This window comes from Mesobacillus subterraneus (genome assembly GCF_003937825.1).
Classification (GTDB): Bacteria; Bacillota; Bacilli; order Bacillales; family Cytobacillaceae; genus Mesobacillus; species Mesobacillus subterraneus.
In genome coordinates, this window is sequence record NZ_RSFW01000021.1 from 1 (window position 1) to 20,630 (window position 20,630).

The window sequence follows — 20,630 nt, forward strand, 5'->3', positions numbered from 1 at the left end:
AAGTTGATAGGACTTCGGACAAAATCCGGTGGTGGAGCAGTGAAAATGTCCGAAGTTGATAGGACTTCGGACAAAATCCGGTGGAGGAGCAGTGAAAATGTCCGAAGTTGATAGGACTTCGGACAAAATCCGGTGCAGGAGCAGTGAAAATGTCCGAAGTTGATAGGACTTCGGACAAAATCCGGTGGTGAATCAGTGAAAATGTCCAAAGTTAATAGGACTTCGGACGCTATAAACGCTCCATTTCGCAATCATGCACATCTTTTCCGCTGCAAAAATTTTGATTTCGCAGCTATATTTCACTATTAAGACTGATTTATTACCTATATAAAGTTAAATTTTGCTATTAATCCTCATTTTTCCGCTAAAAAAATTTTTTTCCTCTTAAATCTGTTTCGAAATTTATATACTATTCTCAAAAAAGACGCCTGATCACTTGATCAGACGCCTTTTATCATGTCTATTATATTATTTTACTTTCGGGAAGCCGAAGCCGGATGCGTAGTCGTCACCCGCTGCTGCTCCTGATCCGCCTAGGATGTCATTTGCTTTCGCACGGTTCTGCAGTTCTGCGCGAAGCTGGGTATGGCTCATATTTGGATTGGAAGCCCAAATTTTCGCTGCGAGTCCGGAAACGTGCGGTGTTGCCATGGAAGTACCGCTGATTGTGTTGTAAGACCCATCAAACCAGGTTGATTCGATTGCTCTTCCTGGTGCAGAAAGTTCTACGTCACGCTCGTGGATGATATAATCGCCATCTGTTGAAGGGTTTCCGCGGGATGAGAAGTCAGCGACACGGTATGTACCGTTTTCCTGAACATTTTCCAATGCGGCAACTGCTACTGCATTCACTAGGGCACCTGGATAACCGATTGTATTGGCGTTCGGTCCGCTGTTTCCGGCAGCTGCTACAACCAGGACGCCTTTTCCATATGCATAGTCAACTGCGTCAGCAATCAATGTACTCTTGCTGCTTGACCCAAGTGACATTGAAATTACCACTTTGGAGCCTGTGCGCACTGCTTCGTCGGCAGCATGCTGGATTGCCCCAGCGATGTCATCAGAATATCCTGATCCCTGGTCGTTCAGCACCTTATAAGCCCACAAATCTGACTCAGGGGCAACGCCGTAAATTCCAGTTCCATTTCCGCCATGAGCCAATACCGTCCCGGCTACATGCGTACCATGGCCATTCTTATCATTACAAGTGCCATCCACAAGAGGAGATCTTCTGTTCGTGAAATCTTTACATTGCTCGGCACTGCCAGCTAAATCGTTATGGTTGATGTTAACACCGGTATCCAGTACCGCAACCTTAATTCCATTCCCTCCGGATGTTGCCTGAAGGTTCTTGTCATTATAGATTGCTTCCATTCCCCAAGGAGTGCGGTCAGATGGTCCTGCCTGTGCTCCTGAGCCTGGCTTTGCTTCCAATTGTACAGTGGATACTGTTTCAACATTTAAATTTTTGTTTTTCAATAATGCCTGATATTGCTTTGCATTAACGGTAGTCGTAAAACCATTCGTTCCAAAATCCCATCTGGCACCATACTGATCCTTTGCCTTTGATTTTTCAGCCGCAGGTCCCTGAACCAGTACCCGGTAGGAATCCTGTGTCTCTGGCGCCTGGCCAAATGCCCCAGCCGCGAACATAGATAAACCCATTGTCATGCTTAATAGTGCGGTTCCTAGTACTTTCCTCTTTTTCATTCAACCACTCCTCTGCATTTATGGTGTTACAGACTCTATTGTATTTAAAATATTCTGATAATGACAATATGCTAATCTATTCATTTTTGAGTCTTTAGAATCAGGTAAAAATACACGTTTAAGAAAAATTCACAAGTCATTCGAACCATTTTCGAATTTTCCCAATAACGAAAGAACCAAAAAGAGTGACCATTTTTTTACAGGTCACTCTTTTTGTCATGGAAATAATAGTAAAATGATCTCTTGTTTTCACTAGATTTATATGAATAACAGCAAACTGACCGCCATTACGGCCATTCCGGCAATCAATCCATAGATGGCAAGATGAGATTCGTCGTATTTTTTCGCAGCCGGCAAAAGTTCATCCAGTGAGATGAAAACCATGATCCCGGCTACTGCTGCAAAGATGACGCCGAACATGATGTCATTCAAAAATGGCATTAAGAATAAGTAAGCTGCCAGTGCGCCAATCGGTTCAGACAATCCGGACAAAAATGATAGTTTGAAAGCTTTCTTTTTATCACCTGTAGCAAAATAGACCGGTACCGACACGGCGATCCCTTCAGGAATGTTGTGGATGGCGATCGCGATGGCAATCGCTACTCCCAGAGCCGGATCCTGGATTGCGGAAGTGAAGGTGGCAATGCCTTCAGGGAAGTTATGAATCCCGATGGCGAGTGCTGTGAATGTGCCCATTTTTAACAAGGCCGCATCCTGTGCTGGTTTCGAGGATGGATTCATATCTTCGACCTTTTTTAGTTCATGTGGATTGCTTTGCTTTGGAATGAACTTATCGATCAAGGCAATGAGCAGGACTCCTGCGAAAAATCCTCCGACAGTGGCCCAGTTCCCAGATTGGACGCCCAAGGCAGAAACGAGAGAGTCCTTCGCTTTGACGAAAATTTCAATCATCGACACGTAGATCATCACCCCTGCAGAGAAGCCGAGAGCGATGGAAAGGAATTTCGTATTCGTACGTGAGGTGAAAAAGGCAAGTATACTGCCAATCCCGGTGGCAAGGCCTGCAAATAAGGTCAAACCAAATGCAAATAAAATTTCTTGTGCCATTTTCATTCTCCTTTGTTTTACATGATTTTTACTGACTCGACACGAAAAGTTGTACCAGGGAATTTTGGATTGAAATGCCTATTCATTGTCGAACACTAGAAGCTTGCACCAAGGAAAACTTTGCGTAGTTTTTTTCTCGAAGTGTGGACAAACACTAGAATGTTTCCCTCGGTAAACTTTTATCGTGCAGGAGCCCCTTTTGTTTAAACAATATATGCGCATCCCTTAAAAAGTTTCCTTTGGTAAACATTTTATCGCAAAGGAAACTTGGCCTGCAACAAATTAATTTTTTAATTTCAAAATATCTTAAAAACCACATTTGGATATAAGCAAAAGAACCCCCGCATTTCTGCAGGGGTCCTCACCTTGCTATAGGTAATTCTTGATCTCATAATCTGCTTTCTTTTCTTCCAGCCAGACTGGATATTGCGCCTGGATTTTTTCATCAAATAATAATTCTTCGATTTCTTTTTTATGTTCTTCAAGTGCAGCTTCTTTTGCAGCCTTTTTATCGGTCACCTTGATGATATGGTAACCGAAATCCGTTTTGACAGGTTCGCTGATGGCATTGATTTCAAGAGCAAAGGCTTCCTTTTCGAATTCCTCCGTCATTTCGCCTTTTCCGAAATACCCGAGCTCACCGCCATCTGCAGCATTGCTGGTGTCGGTGGAGTATTCCTTGGCCAGTTCCGCGAAATCCTTTCCGTTTTCCAGGTCTTCCTTCACTTTCTTGGCCGTCTCCTCATCTTCAACGAGGATATGGCTTGCCTGTACCTGCTCCTTTTGCCCAAAGGAATCTTTATTCTCCTCAAAATATGTTGTAATTTCCTCATCCGAAATCGAAAGATCCGGTTTTATCATTTTTTCAGCCAGAAGATAGATCTCAATATCTTCCCTAATCCTGTCTATTGAGACATTGTTTTGCTCCAGTGCTGCGGAGAATGCTGCTTCCCCGCCATAGGACTCCTGCAGCCTGGTCAGTTCCTCATCGATCTCGCTGCCTGTCACCTTCACCTTTTGTTTTTCCGCTTCCATTTCAATCACTTTGTTTGTGATCAGCGAATCGAGCACATCGGCACCGTACATTTCTGTCAGTTTTCCATTGAGATCGTCCTTCGTTATTTTCTCGCCATTGATACTTGCTGCTGTCTCTTTTTTTGAAAAAGCCATCGTCATAGTCAGGATCAACCCAAGAACCACTACAGCTAAAATCATCATCACTTTATTTTTTTTCATTGAATTAATCATTCTTTCCCCCATTAATCTGCATTAGCGGCAGTCAGCTTAACCTGGAAGGTCTGCTTCTTGCCATCGCGGTAAATTGTCAATTCGGCACTGTCACCTGTATTTAGCTTTGTATACATGAATCTTCTTAAATCGCCTGCGTTCTCTACTTTCTCCCCATTAATGGCTACGATGACATCCTGTTCCTGGAGGCCTGCTTCAGATGCGGCGGAATTTGGTGCAATATAAGTAACCATTGTGCCCGAATCCACCTCATCAGGAAGGTTTTCTAAATAATCGTGTGGAATCTGCGCCAAATCAGCCAGGCTGACACCCAGATATGGGCGCTCAACTTTTCCTTTTTCGATCAACTGGTTGACGATTGGCAGAACATCATTGCTTGGAATCGCGAAGCCAAGGCCTTCGACACCGTTCTGCGAAATTTTCAGGCTGTTGATCCCAATCACCTTTCCGTCGGTATTGATCAGCGCGCCGCCACTGTTGCCCGGATTGATCGCTGCATCTGTCTGGATGACGTTCATCTCCCATTCACCAGCAGATGTCGGGAAAGAAATCGAACGATCGACCGCGCTCACGATTCCCTGGGTGACAGTCCGTGATAAATCCAGTCCAAGCGGGTTACCGATGGCCAGAACCTGATCGCCTGCCCGGAGCACATCTGAGTCACCAAAATCAATCACATCGACTGCCTCACTGGCAGAGATTTTAACAACCGCAAGGTCCGTCAAGGCATCTGCCCCGACTACCTCAGCGTCCACCTTATCCCCGTTGTACAGGGAGACTTCAACCTTGGAAGCCCCTTCGATCACATGATTGTTTGTGATGATGTAGGCCTGGTTTCCTTCCTTTTTAAAAATCACTCCGGATCCTGATCCGCTTTCCACGGAACCCTGACTTCTGGAAAATGGATTGTTTTCCTGCTGAATATTGGTGATGCCGACAATCGACCTGGAAGAAGACTCGATGATATCTGCAATGGAACTTGGATTTTTCGAGGAAGTCTGGGTAGCCACGATGCCCGAATTGCCACTCTCAGTTGCAGTTTGCGCAGGAGGCTGGACCACGGCGCCGCTTCCCGAATCTGTATAATTCACTGCTGCCAGTGTGATCGCCGAGCCGACCACTCCAGCCATCACTGTTGAAAAAACGCTTTTTAATTTATTGGTTTTCTTCACCGGCTCCCCATCCTGAAACCGGGTATGCTGCTCGAACTCATTCATGGTAACTCCTCCTCAAATCTAACTTGTCATCATCTTATCCAGTAATTATGAACAAATTATTAACAAACTGAGGCGAGGAATTTAAAAATCGGGGAAGATTTTTAACAAATACAAAAGGTGCAAAAAGACAATAAAAAACTGCAGGCAATTCGCCTGCAGCAATAACAATTCTATTTACATTTCAATACTTTTCATCAAATTGGCCATTTCGATCGCCGAGACTGCTGCATCCCAGCCTTTATTGCCGGCTTTCGTACCGGCACGTTCGATTGCCTGTTCAATCGTATCTGTTGTCAGCACCCCGAAAATGACTGGTACACCTGTGTTCAGTGCAGCGGATGAAACGCCTTTTGCTGTTTCGTTGGAAACATAATCAAAATGCGGTGTCGCTCCTCGGATGACTGTACCTAATGTGATCACAGCATCATATTTATTGCTTTTCGCCAGCTTCTGGGCAACCATTGGGATTTCAAATGCTCCTGGAACCCAGGCAACATCCACATCACTTTCTTCCACACCGTGTCTTTTCAGGGCGTCCTGCGCACCACCCAAAAGTTTGCTTGTGATAAATTCATTGAAACGCCCTACAACGATTCCAACTTTAAGACCTGTTCCTACTAAATTACCTTCATACGTTCTGTTCATGTCGATTCCTCCATTAAAAGTTTAATAAATGACCTAGCTTGCTGTGCTTTGTCTTTAAATAGTTTTCGTTCTCTTCCCTTGTCGGCATCTGGATCGCAACCCGATCAACCACCTCAAGGTCATACCCTTTTAACCCCCTTATTTTTCTGGGGTTATTCGTCAAAAGTTTAATTTGCTTAATACCAAGGTCCCTGAGGATTTGTGCACCGATGCCATACTCCCTCAAGTCCGCTCCGAAACCAAGCTTTTCATTGGCTTCCACCGTATCATAGCCTTCTTCCTGAAGCTTATAGGCTCGGAGCTTGTTCATCAGGCCAATGCCTCTTCCCTCCTGGCGCATGTACAGAAGGACACCTCTGCCTTCTTTTTCAATCTGGCTTAATGCGGCGTGCAGCTGCGGGCCGCAATCACATCGATAAGAGCCGAAGACATCACCGGTCAGACATTCAGAATGGACTCTGACAAGGACGGGTTCTTCGGGATCGATTTCCCCTTTCACAAGGGCAACATGCTCCTTGTCATCCACCAGGTTTGAATAACCGACCGCCTTGAAAATGCCAAATTCTGTTGGAAGGTTGATCTCAACCTCTCTCTTGATCAGCTTGTCCTTTCGATTGCGATATTGTATCAAGTCTTTAATCGTGATCATTTTCAGTTCAAACTGATCAGCAATCTTGCGCAGCTGCGGGACACGCGCCATCGTACCATCTTCATTCATGATTTCGCAGATAACACCTGCAGGCTCTGCACCGCATAACTTAGCCAGGTCCACTGCCGCCTCCGTATGTCCAGCCCTTCTTAACACCCCGCCTTTTTTCGCTACAAGCGGGAAGATATGTCCAGGCCTTTTAAAATCCGCAGCCTTTGACTCAGGATCCAACATGCTTAGTACAGTGGCCGAGCGTTCAAAGGCAGAAATTCCTGTTGTTGAATACTTATGATCAATGCTGATGGTAAAAGCTGTTCCATGGGGATCGGTATTGCGGGATACCATCGGCATAAGGTCAAGCTTTTGTGCTAACTCCGTTTCAATTGGAACACAAATCAGGCCGCGCCCGTGTGTTGCCATGAAATTGATGACATCTGGTGTCGCTTTTTCCGCCAACGCGACAAAATCACCTTCGTTCTCACGATCCTCATCGTCACATACGATCACTGGTTTGCCTTGCATGAGTTCATAAATGGCTTCTTCAATCGGATCAAACATGGTCATCCCCCTCACATAAACCCATTTTCTTTTAAAAATTGAGCTGTAATATCACTGCCGCGCTTAGCAGCAGGAAACTGGTTATTCAAAAAATGGCCGACATACTTCCCAATCATGTCGCATTCAATATTCACGATATCACCTGAACCCTTCAACCCCAGCACCGTTTCAGAAAGGGTAAGCGGAATAAGGGACAAAGTGAAACTGTCATCTGATATTCCAAAAACAGTCAGGCTCGTGCCATCAACAGCGACAGACCCTTTCATAATCACGTACTTCAGCAGTTCAGGCTCTACTTGAATCTCATAGTATATGGCGTTTTCAATCTGCTTTTTCCCTTTGATGACACCGACCCCATCGACATGGCCTGCGACAAAGTGGCCGCCAAATCTGCCCCCGGCAGCCATGGCTCTCTCCAGATTCACCTTAGAGCCTCTTTTAATCACCTTTAAACTGGAAGCTTTCACCGTTTCAGGCATGACATCAACAGTGAAGCGATTTTCTGTGAAAGAGGTGACTGTCAGGCATACCCCGTTCACAGCAATGCTGTCACCGAGTTTTACATCTGTCAGGACTTTTTTAGCATCGATGGTCAGGACAAAAGACACTCCATTTTGCTGGACATTCGCTATGGTCCCTATTTCTTCAATGATTCCTGTAAACATATGAACCTCCTTAAACCGGCTCCGCGATGATCCGAACATCCTGCCCAATCTGTTTTACATCATTGATCACCAATTGAACAGCATCGTCCATAGACGCGAAGCCTTCCCCGCCATAAGAAACGGGTGCTAGTCTACCGCCGATTAATTTTGGCGCAATATAAGTAATTACTTGCTGGAAAGCTTTTTCTTTTAAAAAGCTGCCATGTACCTCGGCACCGCCTTCGACATAAACCGAAGTAATACCGCGTTCTCCTAATTCCTTCAGCATGTCTGTTATGCCGATTTTGGGAGTTTTTAAGGTGATCAATTCAATGCCTCGATCTGTAAAGTGTGCGACTTTGTCAGGATCCACTTCCACTCCAGTCACGATAATGGTTCTAGCAGCCTGATCATTCACTGCTTGCGCATCCAACGGTGTCCGCAAAGCTGTATCCAGTATGACCCTGACCGGACTTTTCCCTCCAGCTTCAAGTCTGGTCGTAAGACTTGGATTATCCTTGATAACAGTATTGACTCCAACCAGGATGGCGTCATGTGTATGGCGGAACTGATGGACATCCTTTCTGGCATCCTCACCGGTGATCCACCGGCTTTCTCCTGTGACCGTCGCAATCTTGCCGTCAAGGCTGACAGCAGATTTCAAGGTCACATACGGCATCCCAGTATTTATGTAATGAAAAAATACTTTATTTAGCAATGCAGCTTTTTCCTGCAGCAAGCCGACCTCAACCTCAATGCCTGCCTCCCTCATCTTTTTGGTTCCCGCGCCGCCTACAAGCGGATTTGGATCAACCGAAGCGACAAAAACCTTTTTGATGCCGGATTCAATGACTAAATCTGAACACGGCGGAGTTTTGCCGTAATGGCTGCATGGTTCAAGTGTGACATAGAGAGTGGAACCTGCTGCCTTTTCGCCTGCCATCCGAATGGCATGTACCTCGGCATGCGGCTCGCCAGCTTTTAAGTGTGCACCCATACCAACGATTTGATTGTCCCTGACCACGACAGCACCGACATGGGGATTTGGGGATGTCTGAGCTTCCGTGGCCTTTGCAAGGGTGATGGCAAGAGCCATATAGTCACGATCATTCATTTTAAAACCTCCTTTCTTTTTGACGTATAAACATTTAAGACGAAAAAAGACCCCGAACCAAAATGGTCGGGGTCCCAGAAAGACAATAGCAAACTAGAGGTTTAAAAAAGGGCATACTGATCCCTGTGATTTCAAACCCGCTTTTTTCCTTCTCCCATCCAGACTATACTGTCGGCCCTGGAGTTTCACCAGATCCACCGTTTAACAAAAGTTAACCGGGTCACGGACTAAGAAGCATCGCTTCATCACCGCCGGTTGGGAATTTCACCCGACCCCGAAGGAAATATTAAATTATTGTCATTATACAGAACATAAATGAAAATTACGAATAAATCGTGCTGGTTATTTTTTCATCAGCTTTTCTATCGTCGTCAGCAATTCATCGACGACTTCATTGTCGCCTTCCTGGATGCGTTCGACGATACAGGATTTCATATGGCCCTCTAGCAGCAGTTTGGCTACTGAGTTCAAGGCTGCCTGGGTAGCTGAAATTTGTGTGATGACATCATCACAATACGTATCTTTTTCAATCAAACCTTTAATGCCGCGAATCTGTCCTTCTATCCGATTCAACCTCGTAACGAGATTTTTCTTTGTTTTTTCCGAGTGGTGGCTCTTACGCTCTGATGAACAGCAGCTGTCTGCACATTCAGACGGGTTCGTGCCGGGTTCCAAAAGATCCAATCCAAAAACCCCCTTTTTCCATATATCTATATTTTATCATACCCCTATGCAGTACTTATCATAAAATGATGATTCAAGATTCAATTAAATAAAGCACCCCTGCTTATAGCGGAGTGCTGATCGATGATTTTGTTATATTTCCTGTTTTTCGCGTGCTGATTGTCCATATGAAAAAAGTTCCCAAGACACCCCGGCTGCAAATAGACATCCCAGCAAAATCGCCAGTGTTCCGTAAAGAGGGTCTGTCACCTTTGAAAAAATGAGTTCCGAATAGAAGTAAAATCCTGCTCCGATGGCTACAATGAGTAAGGTATTCATGAAATAACGGTACATTTTTTCCCTCCTGAACTTTATATTAACAATTTGTTTTCCAAATGATCCTGACAAATTTACGCTCTCCGTGACATAGAATGGTAAAAGCAAGGGGTTGTCTTATTTCAACATTATCATAGACTCAGCAGGTTGTTTATTGGGAAATTTCCTGTCGAATTCCATAGAGTCTTGAAAGGATGAAGGAGAATTTGAAACATAAAAATACAGCAATCATGTTTGCAATGCTTATCTCCATCTTGGCCATTTTCCCGCTTTTTCATACTGAAGATCCTCCTGCCCAGGCGATTGAGCCTGCACGGAGCCTTTCAGCAGAAATCAACAAACTTCTCGCCAGTGACCCGGTACTTGAAGGATCTCTTGCTGGCGTGAGTATCAGATCGGCTGATGACGGAGAGCTGTTGTATGAGCATATGGGAAACACTCGCCTTCAGCCTGCATCACTCCTGAAACTTTTCACCGCCGGAGCTGCCCTTTCCGTACTCGGAGAAGATTACCGATTTACGACAGAGGTTTCGGCAGATGGAAAAGTCTCTGACGGTGCTCTCGATGGAGACCTCTACTTAGTGGGTAGAGGGGATCCAACGCTGTTACCAGCTGATTTTGCTGAATTCGCTAGGGAAATTAGTAATAAAGGAATTAATAGAATCGAAGGAGATGTAGTCGTTGATGACAGCTGGTATGACGATATCCGCTATTCAGGGGACTTAACTTGGAATGATGAACACCAGTATTATGGCTCGCAAGTATCAGCCCTGACTGCCTCCCCGAATGAGGATTATGATGCCGGCACGGTAATCGTTAACATACAGCCTGGTGAAAAGGGTCAATCAGCTAACATTACCATTTCGCCAGAAAACGATTATGTAACGGTGGTCAATCAGACGAAAACAGTAGGACCCAAGGGTGCCTATAACTTAAAGGTCGATCGTGAACACGGCTCGAATACGATTTTTGTAAAAGGAACCATACCTGCGGGTGCTAAGAACAACCGTAAATGGGTTTCTGTATGGGAGCCTTCCGGGTATGCGGGTGATCTTTTTAAAAGAGCGCTTGAAGATCAGGGGGTTGAGGTGGTTGGGAAAATCAGGACAGGCACCGCCACTGAGGGTATGGCTGGATTGATTTCCCATAAATCAATGCCGCTGAAGGATCTGCTTGTGCCGTTTATGAAGCTAAGCAATAACGGCCATGCAGAAGTGCTCGTGAAGGAAATGGGGAAGGCAATCCACAAAGAAGGCAGCTGGGAAAAAGGACTTGAAGTCATGAATGCCGAATTGGCAAAGTTCGGTGTTGACCCAGCCAGACTGGTATTGCGAGATGGTTCGGGCATATCCCATGCAAACCTCGTACCGGCCAACGAAATCACCAGTTTCCTCTTCCATGTTCGCAAGGAAAAATGGTTTCCTGCTTTCAAGCATTCTCTTCCCGTTGCCGGGGATCGTGACAGGATGGTCGGAGGAACGATGCGCAACCGGCTGAAGGAGGAAGACTTAAAGGATAGGGTTATAGCGAAAACTGGCTCTCTAACCGGTGTAAGCACCCTGTCAGGATATGTTGAAACATCAAGCGGTGAAACATTGATTTTTGCAATTTTACTGAATAACCTAATCGACGACACACAAGGTCGAAAATTAGAAAATGAATTGGCTAAAATCCTTTTATCCCAGCCCTAAATGAGAAAAAGCTGCGCAGACTGAGAATCTGCACAGCTTTTTTACAAAATAAGAAAGTATAAATTTCTCTTTGAGAATTGTCCAGCTCCAGCGCCTGGCCAGTTTTCATCACTGAGAGTGCCTCCTCGAGTATCTTGCGATAAGTGTTAGCTTTGAGCAGCTCGAGTCGCTTGTTCAGTGTCGCCTCCTAGAAACTCCGAAACTTCAACTCCGCCGGCAGAAGCAAAAAGCGCTTCTTTGTCGGAGTCTCCAGTTTCTGCGTTTCTGGACAGTCGGCTAAACATTTCTATTTCGGTCCGCCCAATGAAGTCAAAGAGCGACTTCACCGGTCGGCCCTCCAGCGCTTGTCGGGGCTGACCAAGGCGCTTGCGCTTTTCTTATTACTTCGCAAATCGGTGGTTGCCGATCGTTACAGTTGTTTCTCTTGAGAATACCCATTTGCTCACTGCCGTTTTTGGGTTAAAGAAGAACAAAGAACCTTTGCCCTGTCCTCTAAATGCAAGAGCTTCTTTTACTGCTTTCTTCGCTTCTGCATCAGCAGGCTTGTTGATCGCTCCATTTTTCACAGGAGTGAAGGCATGGTAGCCATTTGATTTCTGGTAGATTACACCCTTGATTGTATTAGGGAAATCAGGGCTTGCTACTCTATTCAAGACAACAGTTGCTACTGCTACTTTTCCCGCGTATGGCTCGCCTTTCGCCTCAGCGTGTACAAGACGCGCCAAAAGGTCCTGGTCCGCTGCAGACACATTCGCTGCCGGGATGGTCAACTTTTGTCCTGGATATAGTAGATTGCTAGTTCGATTGTTTGCTTTTTTCAGCTCGGCCAATGGCACACCATAATTGCTGGCAATTCCCCAAAGTGTATCACCTTTTTTCACCTGGTACGTCGCAGCCTCAGCCGCTCCGTGCAGCGAAAATAAAGATAGGGATACTACCGCTGTCAGCGCTGCCAATGTTTTTTTCATTTTTCTCATTTTCCATACCTCCCAGTAGTGCTCTCTCACTACTAACAAGGCTAGCAGTTGTAACATAGTTTATCATCGTCCAATAAGTGCCATTTAGGAGAAGGCCGCTACATTCACTGAAACCTCTAGATTCTCTTTAAACCTAGTAGATTATTCCATCCCACCTTCCCTTCCTAATATGACCAACCCTGTAAGTTTCCGGTTCAATTTTTACATAGTGTTACAGAATTGTAACTGCACACAGGGACGGTTCTCCTGTTTTTGGAAACCAGGAGAACCGTTCTACTGGTTGTTATATTAGTTATTTAATTAAAATAATTATAATTTAGTATTGATTTTTAATTGAAAGGTGTTATCATTTAGCTATAAACAAATTTAAGATAAAGGCGTGATCATGATGAGCAATTATCAAAAGAACCATCTTACTACAAGCTGGGGTGCGCCGGTTGGGGACAACCAGAACTCCATGACTGCGGGCCAAAGAGGTCCTACTTTAATCCAGGATGTACATCTATTGGAGAAATTGGCGCACTTTAACCGTGAGCGTGTGCCTGAGCGTGTTGTACATGCAAAAGGTGCCGGTGCTCATGGATATTTCGAAGTAACGAATGATGTAACGAGGTACACGAAAGCGGCTTTCCTATCCGAGGTTGGCAAGAAGACACCTCTTTTCATCCGTTTCTCAACAGTTGCCGGGGAGCTTGGCTCTGCAGATACAGTTCGTGACCCACGAGGCTTTGCTGTGAAGTTTTATACAGAGGAAGGAAACTATGATATCGTCGGAAACAATACGCCAGTATTCTTCATCCGCGACGCGATTAAGTTCCCAGACTTCATCCATACACAAAAAAGAAACCCGCAGACACACTTGAAGGATCCAAATGCGGTCTGGGATTTCTGGTCTCTTTCACCTGAATCGCTGCATCAGGTTACAATCTTGATGTCTGATCGCGGTATCCCGGCTACTTTGCGCCACATGCATGGATTCGGCAGCCATACGTTCAAGTGGACAAATGAAGATGGCGATGGCGTTTGGATCAAATACCACTTCAAGACAGAGCAGGGTGTGAAAAACCTTGCACCAGATGTAGCAGCAAAAATTGCCGGCGAAAATCCTGACTATCATACAGAAGATTTGTTCAACGCGATTGAAGCTGACGACTTCCCTGCGTGGAAGCTATATGTGCAAATCATGCCACTAGAGGATGCTAACACGTATCGTTTCGATCCATTCGATGTCACAAAGGTTTGGTCACAAAAAGATTATCCATTGATTGAAGTCGGCCGCATGGTATTGGATCGCAATCCGGAAAACTATTTCGCGGAAGTCGAGCAGGCTACATTCTCTCCTGGAAATCTAGTTCCTGGTGTCGATGTCTCTCCTGATAAAATGCTTCAGGGCCGCCTGTTTGCATACTCCGACGCACATCGCTACCGTGTTGGAGCGAACCACAATCACCTGCCGATCAACAGGCCGAAATTAGAAATGAACTCCTACCAGCGCGACGGCCAAATGCGCTTCGACGGCAATGGCGGAAAAGCAGTAAATTACGAGCCTAATAGTTTCGGGGGACCTACTGAAGTGCAAGAACACAAGCAGGCAAGCTTCCCTGTCAGCGGTGTGGCCGAAAACGTGGCCTATGACCACAACGACCACTATACTCAGGCCGGTGACTTATACCGCTTGATGAATGAAGAAGAGCGCGAACGCCTCGTCGCGAACATCGTTGCCGCGATGAAACCAGTACAGCGTGATGATATCAAACTTCGCCAGATCGGTCATTTCTATAAGGCAGATCCTGAATATGGAACTCGCATCGCACAGGGATTGGGCCTGCAGGTGCCCCAGGAAGTTTAATAGAATGGTTACAGGTCGCCAAGGCATACTTGGTGACCTGTTTTTTGATCTGAGAGTGGAAAAGGTCACCAATGGGGGGGGATGGGTGACCTCCATTTTCGAAATCTGTTGAAACAGGGCACTAATAAGGGTGATGGGTGACCTCCATTTTCGAAAACTGCTAAAACAGGTCACTAATGAGGCTGATGAGTGACCTCCGTTTTCGAAATCTGCTAAAACAGGTCACTAATAAGGGCGATGGGTGACCTTCTTTTTCGAAATTCGCTAAAACAGGGCACTAATAAGGGCGATAGGTGACCTTCTTTTTCGAAATCTGCTAAAACAGGGCACTAATGAGGCTGATGAGTGACCTCCATTTTCAAAATCTGTTGAAACAGGGCACTAATAAGGGCTATGGGTGACCTCCATTTTCGAAATCTCTTAAAAAAGGGCACCAATGAGGGCTCTTGGTACTACATTCTTCTAAATTACACCAATTTTTTATTCCAACCCGATCTATTGGTCACTACTTTATCCTAAATAATACCATTTCCCTGCACTTATAAGCCTTATTGGCTACCAATTTATCCTAAAATATACCATTTCTTCGCAGCACTTATAAGCGCTATTGGTTACTGTTTCCTCCCAAACGATACTATTTACTTCATCACTTATAAGCCCAATTAGTTACTACTTTTTCCTAAAACATACCATTTTTCAGCACTTAGCCCCACAAAAAACAGGTCAGCAAAAGTTGCTGACCTGTTTTTACCGAATCATTAGAATGTATGCGCAAGATCTTTGGCACGGGCGATTCCGTTTTCTTTGATTTCCTGTGCTTTTTCAGGGTTCGCATTGTGGCCTTCAAGGAACAGGCATTCCATAGAAGGTACACCGAAGAAGTTCATTATCGTTTCGATGTAGCGATTGCCCATTTCCATCGCTGCTGCAGGGCCTTCTGAGTAATAACCGCCGCGTGCCTGGATGTGAAGGGCTTTTTTATCGGTCATTAAACCGACTGGGCCTTCTTGTGTGTATCTGAATGTCTTGCCAGCCACCGCTACTGCATCAAGATATGCCTTCATGACTGGAGGGAAAGAGAAGTTCCAAAGCGGTGTAACGAAAACGAATTTGTCTGCTGATGTGAACTGGTCAACCAGTTCTGCAAGACGGCCGATTTTTGCCTGCTCGTCTGCAGTAAGGTCAGCAAATTCAGTTCCTTTTTGCAGCTTGCCCCATCCGCCCAATACGTCTGCATCGATATGCGGGATATTTTCTTTGAACAGATCAAGATGAATGACTTCATCTTCCTGGTTCTGTGCTTTGTATGTTTCGATGAATGCTTTTCCTGCAGCCAGACTGAAGGACTGCTCTTCATTCAGCGGATGTGCTGTGATGTATAAAACTTTTGCCATGATGTCTTACCACCTATTCTTTATTGTTTGAAACTATTTCGATGAAAACAAATCTCGAAGTAAAAATAGTTCACTTCGAGATAATACTCCGTAATTAAGCACTGGTCAATATAAATGCTCAGCTATTATCTTAACGTCTTTAGCGCGCCGCTCCAGGCGACTACCTCATCCAGCATGGCTGTTACATTGTCTGTATGAAGATCCTGTGGTTTAAATGTCGTGCCATTTTCGAAGTCTGTAAACAATGACAAAGTTGGATGCGTGCGGACATCAGCAATTTTTAATTCCCCGCAAATCCCTCTCAGATGTTCAGCAGCCCTTGCGCCGCCAGTAGAACCGTAACTAACGATTCCAGCCGCTTTGTTATTCCATGCCTCGCGTGCGAAATCAAGCGCATTTTTCAAGGCTCCCGTAATACTGTGGTTATATTCCTGTACGATGAATACAAATCCATCCAGGCTGGCAAGCTTTTCATTCCACGCTGCGATTCCTGGCTCAGTGCCATCTGTTGTTCCGAGGAAAGGCAATTCAAAATCAGCTATATCCACGATCTCATAATTTGCATCTCCGCGTTTGTCAGCGATGCTTTTCACCCATTCTCCCACTTGAGGGCTTACACGGCCTTGTCTTGTGCTTCCCAAAATAATACCAATATTCAATTTCTCCATCTTTTTTTCCTCCTTCTTTTTACTTCCGAATAGTTTATTGAACAGTCCCAAAACTTTCACCTCTGCAAAATTATTCTGTTACCAATTTGATGCGATTGCCAGACGGATCGGCAGTTACAAACGCCCCCATTTCTTCGGTTACGGATGCTCCGATATCTTTTAACCGGCCAATGGTTGCTTTAACCGACTCTTGATCCGGGAATACCAAAGTATAGGATTCCAGCCCGGCACTGTTTGCTGGCGGTTGTGGTGCACCTGCGCCATTCCAGGTATTCAGTCCAATATGGTGATGGTATTTCCCTGAAGAAATGAATAGTGCTTGCGGTCCGTAACGGCTGACCACTTTGAATCCGAGTCCTTTAGTATAAAATTTTTCCGTGTCCGCCAGTTCAGACACATGCAAATGGATATGCCCCATCACGGTTCCAGCCGGAAGTCCGTTCCACGTTTCGTCATTTCCCAAAGCAAGCAAGCCTTCCGCATCCAATGCCTGTGTAGCCATTACGACTTGATCGCCATTCCACTCCCATTCCGATGCTGGCCTGTCTGTATAGATTTCGATCCCATTTCCATCTGGATCTCCCAAATATAGAGCTTCACTTACAAGATGATCGGACGCTCCCTGCAAAGGATAGCCGACTTGAACCAAATGCTTTAATATTTTTGCCAGCTCAATACGATCAGGCAATAACAGGGCGAAATGATACAATCCGGTCGTCCTTCCTGGTTTCCGTACTGCGTTAGCAGGCTGTTCAAGCGACAGTAGGACCGTCTTTGCTTCTGCGGTCAGTTTCGCTGTTCTTTCTGTTTGCTCATACACTTTTAAACCGATTACCTCTTGATAAAAGGCGAGGGAACGTTCCAGGTTCTGGACCTTCAGATTAACCTGGCTGACAAAAGTGACTGGCTTTTGGTGGAAACTCATTTTATTTGCCTCCTTATGCATTTTTAGATTGAAATAATACATTCTCCAAAGCGAAAAGTGATTTGTTCGCTAAAGCAAGATAAATGGACATCGCCAGTAAAGCTATATCAAGTTCGTAACCCGCCATTTGGCCATTGCCTAGAAATCCGCCTGCAAGCTTTACTTTTAAAATGGCCACGGCGAGAATAATGGCAAACAAAATCGAAACGACTCTTGTTCCCACTCCCAATACCATTGCCAGGCCACCGATTAATTCAATCAATGCGACCAAGTATGCAGTGAAACCTGGCAACCCGAGGCTCTCAAAGAACCCTACTGTATTTGCGATGTCTCCCTGGAACTTGGCTGCTCCATGAATGAAAAATGTCGCCCCCAAAACTACTCGTAAAATGGTTGCTCCTGTTTCGTATGTTCTGATCATTTCTGTTTTACTCTCCTTTATAGTGTGTTTCATAACAGTAACAACGATTCGAATCTATATTTTGTTACTTGGTTACTTTATGTAAGTAATTATATTTTAGTAAATTAATATCGTCAAGTAACAATTTTATAAAAAGTAATTTATTTTTCTTTTAATCTGTTTATAATATAGGTAAGGAGTGATTGAAATGGATAAGTCGATTTGCCCCAGATTTGAAAAAGCCATGACAATCCTGAGTCAGAGATGGACAGGTCTGATCATTTATCAGCTGCTGTCTGGTCCTCAGCGTTTTTGCACGATAGAATCTGGCATTGGAATCAGCGGAAGGGTGCTTTCAGAGCGCTTAAAAGATTTGGAGAACGAGGGGATTGTCAATAGAATAGTCTATCCGGAGACTCCAGTCAGAATCGAGTATTCGCTTTCTGAAAAAGGTAAGGCACTAGAGCCGATCATGAAGGAAATTGAAAACTGGTCACAAAGCTGGCTGGAGCGCTGAACAGTTTCCTATAAATAGTCATAGAAAAAGGACGTATGCGACTGCATACGTCCTTTCCTGTTCCATCTACCTGCCCAAAAATGAATTGAGCATCCATACATGCTTTTCCAAGCCAGAATGGATGGACAATAGCAGGTCACCTGTCGTTTCATCCTGCACCTGCTCAGCCAATTCCATGCCTTGCTTCAGTTCCTGAATCATAGTTGAATAATCCTCAACAATGCTCGCAACCATGTCCTGAGCATTTTCATTTCCTGATGCTTCTTTTACCGAAGACAGTTCAAGCGCTCCAGCCATCGTTGCGACAGGCTTGTCTCCCATTGCCAGCAATCGTTCTGCCAGTTCATCGATATGTAAGGCTGCTTCGTTGTACAGCTCTTCAAATTTAGCGTGCAGCGTGAAAAATTCCGGACCTGTGACATACCAGTGATAGTTATGAAGCTTGATATAGAGTACGGTCCAGTTTGCGATTTGTTTGTTGACTGCTTGCGTCAGTTCATTCTTCATTCTTTTCCCTCCAATACTTTTATATGAACTCATTATAGTCCAAGTTTATCCAGCAATGGCCTGTTCTGAAGATTGTTCACAGTACTGTCAACTTTTTAGACAAGTTCTGTGCTAGTACCGGGTCAAAAATCAGAATTCTCCATAAACTATACATAAAAACAAATAAATTTCTCCAAACTATGCATAATAGTGGAGGTGGACGGAAATGGGTTTGTTCAATGCGATCAACCAGTGGAGAAATGCAAGATATGAAAATCACCTTGCCAATATGAAGGATCAAAATAAATGCCCGGACTGCCATGGAAGAGGTTATTACGCTTTTTCCGCTAACGAGTTTGTTTATTACGCAGCTCCTTATGAATGCCCTGGATGCAATGGCAGCGGACTGTACAGTGACTGGGACAATAGCATGAACTAAAAAATGGCCCCTGCTATTTGCAGAGGCCATTTCTTATGGATTCATAAAGCTATTTTCATAAAATTCCTTACAACGTTAATACAAAAGATATTTTTCCCTCACCTGCTTGAATTGGTCCAGCTCATCTTGCCACTGTGCTTTGATTTCCTCGACTGACTGGCCATTTTCGATTGCTTCCCTGATCCAGCCGTTTCCTGTCAGAAGGTCAAAGAATGAAATTCCCTTGCTGTCTTCAGCACGGAACTCGAAATCCTCTGGATACATATCGTGGATTGTTTTGACGATATGAAGCCCTGTTTCGACTGGCTTGAAGGAATCATAGTCGGTGATATGAATCTGGATTCCGTGTGAAAGCTTACCGGAATGCTTTGAGAACGTCGGGATGAACGATGCAGCCCTGAACTTTACGCCTGGCAGTTTCAAAGAGTTTAATTCTGCTGCCAGGTGATCGGAGTTGATGAACGGTGCTCCGATCAGCTCGAATGGTTTTGTTGTCCCTCTTCCTTCAGAAACATTTGTGCCTTCGATCAATGCAGCACCAGGGTAGACCAGGGCTGTATCCAGTGTTGGCATGTTAGGCGAAGGCATCACGAATTCCAGCGGCGTATCGTCATAATGCATCGTGCGCTTCCAGCCGTTCATTTCGACTACGGTCAAGTCTGCGCCAATTCCGAATTCTTCATTGAACAATTGAGCAAGCTCCCCTACGGTCATTCCATGGCGCAGAGGAATTTCATAGTTCCCAACAAATGATTTGTATTTTGTCTCAAGTACAGGGCCTTCCACCTTATGGCCGCCAAGCGGATTCGGGCGATCCAGGACGATGAACGGAATTTCGTTTTCCTTAGCTGCTTCCATGGCATAGGCCATCGTGTAAATATACGTATAGAACCTTGTTCCGACATCCTGGATATCAAACAGGAGTACATCTACATTCTCAAGCATCTCTGGTGTCGGTTTTTTCGTTTGTCCGTACAGGCTGTACACAGGCAGGTTTGTTTTCTCATCGATATAATACTCCACATAAGCTCCAGCCTGTGCGCTTCCCCGCACGCCGTGCTCTGGTCCATAAAGCGCGGTCAGCTCTACATCAGGATCATTGAACAGCAGGTCGACCACACTGTTCAGGTCCCTATCGACTCCGGTAGGGTTCGTAATTAGACCGACTCTCTTCCCTTCGATCAGATCCTTATGCTGTTCCAGGAGCGCTTCAGCTCCAACCCTGAACTTTTTTAGCTCCTGGCTCTTTCCATTCCCGCTGTCATGGTTCGCCATCGCAATCGTCAATGTCGAGAGAATCAATACCGTCGCCAGGACTGCTGTCAGCCATTTCTTCAAAGCAATCACCCCTGTTTTTAGTTGGTTGCAGACATTCTGGAACTCTATTAATATGGCAAATCTAAATGCGACCAATACATCACAAATGCCTTCC

Annotated in this window: 22 protein-coding genes and 1 riboswitch; of the genes, 4 read left to right on the top strand and 18 right to left on the bottom strand. The window is 45.0% G+C overall.

Annotated features, from left to right (window positions below):
• Positions 1–468: 468 nt before the first annotated feature.
• From EJA10_RS18355 to EJA10_RS18400, 10 genes are all read right to left on the bottom strand, one after another.
• The gene (locus EJA10_RS18355) at positions 469–1,710 is read right to left on the bottom strand and encodes a S8 family peptidase (protein WP_125481492.1); all 1,242 of its coding nucleotides are present in this window, start codon (positions 1,708–1,710) and stop codon (positions 469–471) included.
• A 258-nt stretch (positions 1,711–1,968) separates the two neighbouring features.
• Positions 1,969–2,778: a zinc transporter ZupT gene (gene zupT / locus EJA10_RS18360; RefSeq protein WP_125481493.1), complete on the bottom strand. Its 810-nt coding sequence runs from the start codon at positions 2,776–2,778 to the stop codon at positions 1,969–1,971.
• A gap of 369 nt (positions 2,779–3,147) precedes the next feature.
• Positions 3,148–4,026, bottom strand: a complete 879-nt coding sequence (locus EJA10_RS18365; RefSeq protein ID WP_246017858.1) for a peptidylprolyl isomerase — start codon at positions 4,024–4,026, stop codon at positions 3,148–3,150.
• Between the two features lie 11 nt (positions 4,027–4,037).
• Positions 4,038–5,243, bottom strand: coding sequence for a S1C family serine protease (locus EJA10_RS18370; RefSeq protein WP_125481494.1), 1,206 nt, complete (start codon positions 5,241–5,243; stop codon positions 4,038–4,040).
• Positions 5,244–5,417: 174 nt separating this feature from the next.
• Entirely contained in the window at positions 5,418–5,888 is a 471-nt protein-coding gene (gene ribH / locus EJA10_RS18375; RefSeq protein WP_125481495.1) for a 6,7-dimethyl-8-ribityllumazine synthase, read from the bottom strand.
• Positions 5,889–5,901: 13 nt separating this feature from the next.
• Entirely contained in the window at positions 5,902–7,095 is a 1,194-nt protein-coding gene (locus EJA10_RS18380) for a bifunctional 3,4-dihydroxy-2-butanone-4-phosphate synthase/GTP cyclohydrolase II (protein ID WP_125481496.1), read from the bottom strand.
• Between the two features lie 11 nt (positions 7,096–7,106).
• Positions 7,107–7,760 (bottom strand): riboflavin synthase, encoded by a 654-nt coding sequence (gene ribE, locus EJA10_RS18385; protein ID WP_125481497.1) that lies wholly within the window; start codon positions 7,758–7,760, stop codon positions 7,107–7,109.
• 10 nt (positions 7,761–7,770) lie between these two features.
• Positions 7,771–8,853 (bottom strand): bifunctional diaminohydroxyphosphoribosylaminopyrimidine deaminase/5-amino-6-(5-phosphoribosylamino)uracil reductase RibD, encoded by a 1,083-nt coding sequence (gene ribD, locus EJA10_RS18390; protein ID WP_125481498.1) that lies wholly within the window; start codon positions 8,851–8,853, stop codon positions 7,771–7,773.
• A 142-nt stretch (positions 8,854–8,995) separates the two neighbouring features.
• Positions 8,996–9,139: riboswitch (FMN riboswitch) on the bottom strand.
• A 56-nt stretch (positions 9,140–9,195) separates the two neighbouring features.
• Complete coding sequence (locus EJA10_RS18395) at positions 9,196–9,528, bottom strand: metal-sensitive transcriptional regulator (protein WP_125481562.1); 333 nt, start codon at positions 9,526–9,528, stop codon at positions 9,196–9,198.
• Between the two features lie 141 nt (positions 9,529–9,669).
• Positions 9,670–9,870 (bottom strand): hypothetical protein, encoded by a 201-nt coding sequence (locus EJA10_RS18400; RefSeq protein ID WP_125481499.1) that lies wholly within the window; start codon positions 9,868–9,870, stop codon positions 9,670–9,672.
• A gap of 176 nt (positions 9,871–10,046) precedes the next feature.
• Here EJA10_RS18400 and dacB point away from each other — a divergent pair, with 176 nt between their 5' ends.
• On the top strand, positions 10,047–11,543 hold the full coding sequence (gene dacB / locus EJA10_RS18405) for a D-alanyl-D-alanine carboxypeptidase/D-alanyl-D-alanine endopeptidase (RefSeq protein ID WP_125481500.1): 1,497 nt from the start codon (positions 10,047–10,049) through the stop codon (positions 11,541–11,543).
• Here the strand turns inward: dacB and EJA10_RS23515 are convergent.
• The gene (locus EJA10_RS23515) at positions 11,518–11,655 is read right to left on the bottom strand and encodes a hypothetical protein (protein ID WP_170169187.1); all 138 of its coding nucleotides are present in this window, start codon (positions 11,653–11,655) and stop codon (positions 11,518–11,520) included. The two genes, dacB and EJA10_RS23515, sit on opposite strands and share 26 nt — an antisense overlap.
• A gap of 268 nt (positions 11,656–11,923) precedes the next feature.
• The gene (locus tag EJA10_RS18410) at positions 11,924–12,511 is read right to left on the bottom strand and encodes a cell wall hydrolase (RefSeq protein ID WP_125481563.1); all 588 of its coding nucleotides are present in this window, start codon (positions 12,509–12,511) and stop codon (positions 11,924–11,926) included.
• Between the two features lie 397 nt (positions 12,512–12,908).
• On the opposite strand from EJA10_RS18410, the gene katA reads away from it, so the two are divergent.
• The gene (katA, locus tag EJA10_RS18415) at positions 12,909–14,369 is read left to right on the top strand and encodes a catalase KatA (RefSeq protein WP_125481564.1); all 1,461 of its coding nucleotides are present in this window, start codon (positions 12,909–12,911) and stop codon (positions 14,367–14,369) included.
• A 758-nt stretch (positions 14,370–15,127) separates the two neighbouring features.
• Here katA and EJA10_RS18420 read toward each other — a convergent pair.
• From EJA10_RS18420 to EJA10_RS18435, 4 genes are all read right to left on the bottom strand, one after another.
• Entirely contained in the window at positions 15,128–15,763 is a 636-nt protein-coding gene (locus EJA10_RS18420) for an FMN-dependent NADH-azoreductase (protein ID WP_125481501.1), read from the bottom strand.
• Between the two features lie 125 nt (positions 15,764–15,888).
• A complete protein-coding gene (locus tag EJA10_RS18425; protein WP_125481502.1) occupies positions 15,889–16,482 on the bottom strand; it encodes an NADPH-dependent FMN reductase in 594 nt (197 codons plus the stop codon).
• 19 nt (positions 16,483–16,501) lie between these two features.
• Positions 16,502–17,356 carry a VOC family protein gene (locus tag EJA10_RS18430; RefSeq protein WP_125481503.1) on the bottom strand — a complete coding sequence of 285 codons (855 nt, stop codon included), beginning with the start codon at positions 17,354–17,356 and terminating at the stop codon, positions 16,502–16,504.
• A gap of 13 nt (positions 17,357–17,369) precedes the next feature.
• Positions 17,370–17,777 carry a DoxX family protein gene (locus EJA10_RS18435; protein ID WP_125481504.1) on the bottom strand — a complete coding sequence of 136 codons (408 nt, stop codon included), beginning with the start codon at positions 17,775–17,777 and terminating at the stop codon, positions 17,370–17,372.
• 187 nt (positions 17,778–17,964) lie between these two features.
• On the opposite strand from EJA10_RS18435, the gene EJA10_RS18440 reads away from it, so the two are divergent.
• A complete protein-coding gene (locus EJA10_RS18440) occupies positions 17,965–18,273 on the top strand; it encodes a winged helix-turn-helix transcriptional regulator (protein WP_125481505.1) in 309 nt (102 codons plus the stop codon).
• A 66-nt stretch (positions 18,274–18,339) separates the two neighbouring features.
• Here EJA10_RS18440 and EJA10_RS18445 read toward each other — a convergent pair whose 3' ends face one another.
• On the bottom strand, positions 18,340–18,780 hold the full coding sequence (locus EJA10_RS18445; RefSeq protein WP_125481506.1) for a Dps family protein: 441 nt from the start codon (positions 18,778–18,780) through the stop codon (positions 18,340–18,342).
• Between the two features lie 205 nt (positions 18,781–18,985).
• Between EJA10_RS18445 and EJA10_RS18450 the strand changes: the two genes are divergently transcribed.
• Positions 18,986–19,198 (top strand): methionine aminopeptidase, encoded by a 213-nt coding sequence (locus tag EJA10_RS18450; RefSeq protein WP_125481507.1) that lies wholly within the window; start codon positions 18,986–18,988, stop codon positions 19,196–19,198.
• A 75-nt stretch (positions 19,199–19,273) separates the two neighbouring features.
• On the opposite strand, the gene EJA10_RS18455 is transcribed toward EJA10_RS18450, so the two are convergent.
• Positions 19,274–20,536, bottom strand: coding sequence for an exo-beta-N-acetylmuramidase NamZ family protein (locus EJA10_RS18455; RefSeq protein WP_211340603.1), 1,263 nt, complete (start codon positions 20,534–20,536; stop codon positions 19,274–19,276).
• Positions 20,537–20,630: the final 94 nt, after the last annotated feature.

Excerpts from the sequence above, each read along its gene's own strand:
- EJA10_RS18355 (WP_125481492.1), bottom strand. The coding sequence starts at position 1,710 with ATGAAAAAGAGGAAAGTACTAGGAACCGCACTATTAAGCATGACAATG.
- zupT (WP_125481493.1), bottom strand. The coding sequence starts at position 2,778 with ATGGCACAAGAAATTTTATTTGCATTTGGTTTGACCTTATTTGCAGGC.
- EJA10_RS18365 (WP_246017858.1), bottom strand. The coding sequence starts at position 4,026 with ATGATTAATTCAATGAAAAAAAATAAAGTGATGATGATTTTAGCTGTA.
- EJA10_RS18370 (WP_125481494.1), bottom strand. The coding sequence starts at position 5,243 with ATGAATGAGTTCGAGCAGCATACCCGGTTTCAGGATGGGGAGCCGGTG.
- ribH (WP_125481495.1), bottom strand. The coding sequence starts at position 5,888 with ATGAACAGAACGTATGAAGGTAATTTAGTAGGAACAGGTCTTAAAGTT.
- EJA10_RS18380 (WP_125481496.1), bottom strand. The coding sequence starts at position 7,095 with ATGTTTGATCCGATTGAAGAAGCCATTTATGAACTCATGCAAGGCAAA.
- ribE (WP_125481497.1), bottom strand. The coding sequence starts at position 7,760 with ATGTTTACAGGAATCATTGAAGAAATAGGGACCATAGCGAATGTCCAG.
- ribD (WP_125481498.1), bottom strand. The coding sequence starts at position 8,853 with ATGAATGATCGTGACTATATGGCTCTTGCCATCACCCTTGCAAAGGCC.
- EJA10_RS18400 (WP_125481499.1), bottom strand. The coding sequence starts at position 9,870 with ATGTACCGTTATTTCATGAATACCTTACTCATTGTAGCCATCGGAGCA.
- dacB (WP_125481500.1), top strand. The coding sequence starts at position 10,047 with ATGAAGGAGAATTTGAAACATAAAAATACAGCAATCATGTTTGCAATG.
- EJA10_RS18410 (WP_125481563.1), bottom strand. The coding sequence starts at position 12,511 with ATGAAAAAAACATTGGCAGCGCTGACAGCGGTAGTATCCCTATCTTTA.
- katA (WP_125481564.1), top strand. The coding sequence starts at position 12,909 with ATGAGCAATTATCAAAAGAACCATCTTACTACAAGCTGGGGTGCGCCG.
- EJA10_RS18420 (WP_125481501.1), bottom strand. The coding sequence starts at position 15,763 with ATGGCAAAAGTTTTATACATCACAGCACATCCGCTGAATGAAGAGCAG.
- EJA10_RS18430 (WP_125481503.1), bottom strand. The coding sequence starts at position 17,356 with ATGAGTTTCCACCAAAAGCCAGTCACTTTTGTCAGCCAGGTTAATCTG.
- EJA10_RS18435 (WP_125481504.1), bottom strand. The coding sequence starts at position 17,777 with ATGATCAGAACATACGAAACAGGAGCAACCATTTTACGAGTAGTTTTG.
- EJA10_RS18440 (WP_125481505.1), top strand. The coding sequence starts at position 17,965 with ATGGATAAGTCGATTTGCCCCAGATTTGAAAAAGCCATGACAATCCTG.
- EJA10_RS18445 (WP_125481506.1), bottom strand. The coding sequence starts at position 18,780 with ATGAAGAATGAACTGACGCAAGCAGTCAACAAACAAATCGCAAACTGG.
- EJA10_RS18450 (WP_125481507.1), top strand. The coding sequence starts at position 18,986 with ATGGGTTTGTTCAATGCGATCAACCAGTGGAGAAATGCAAGATATGAA.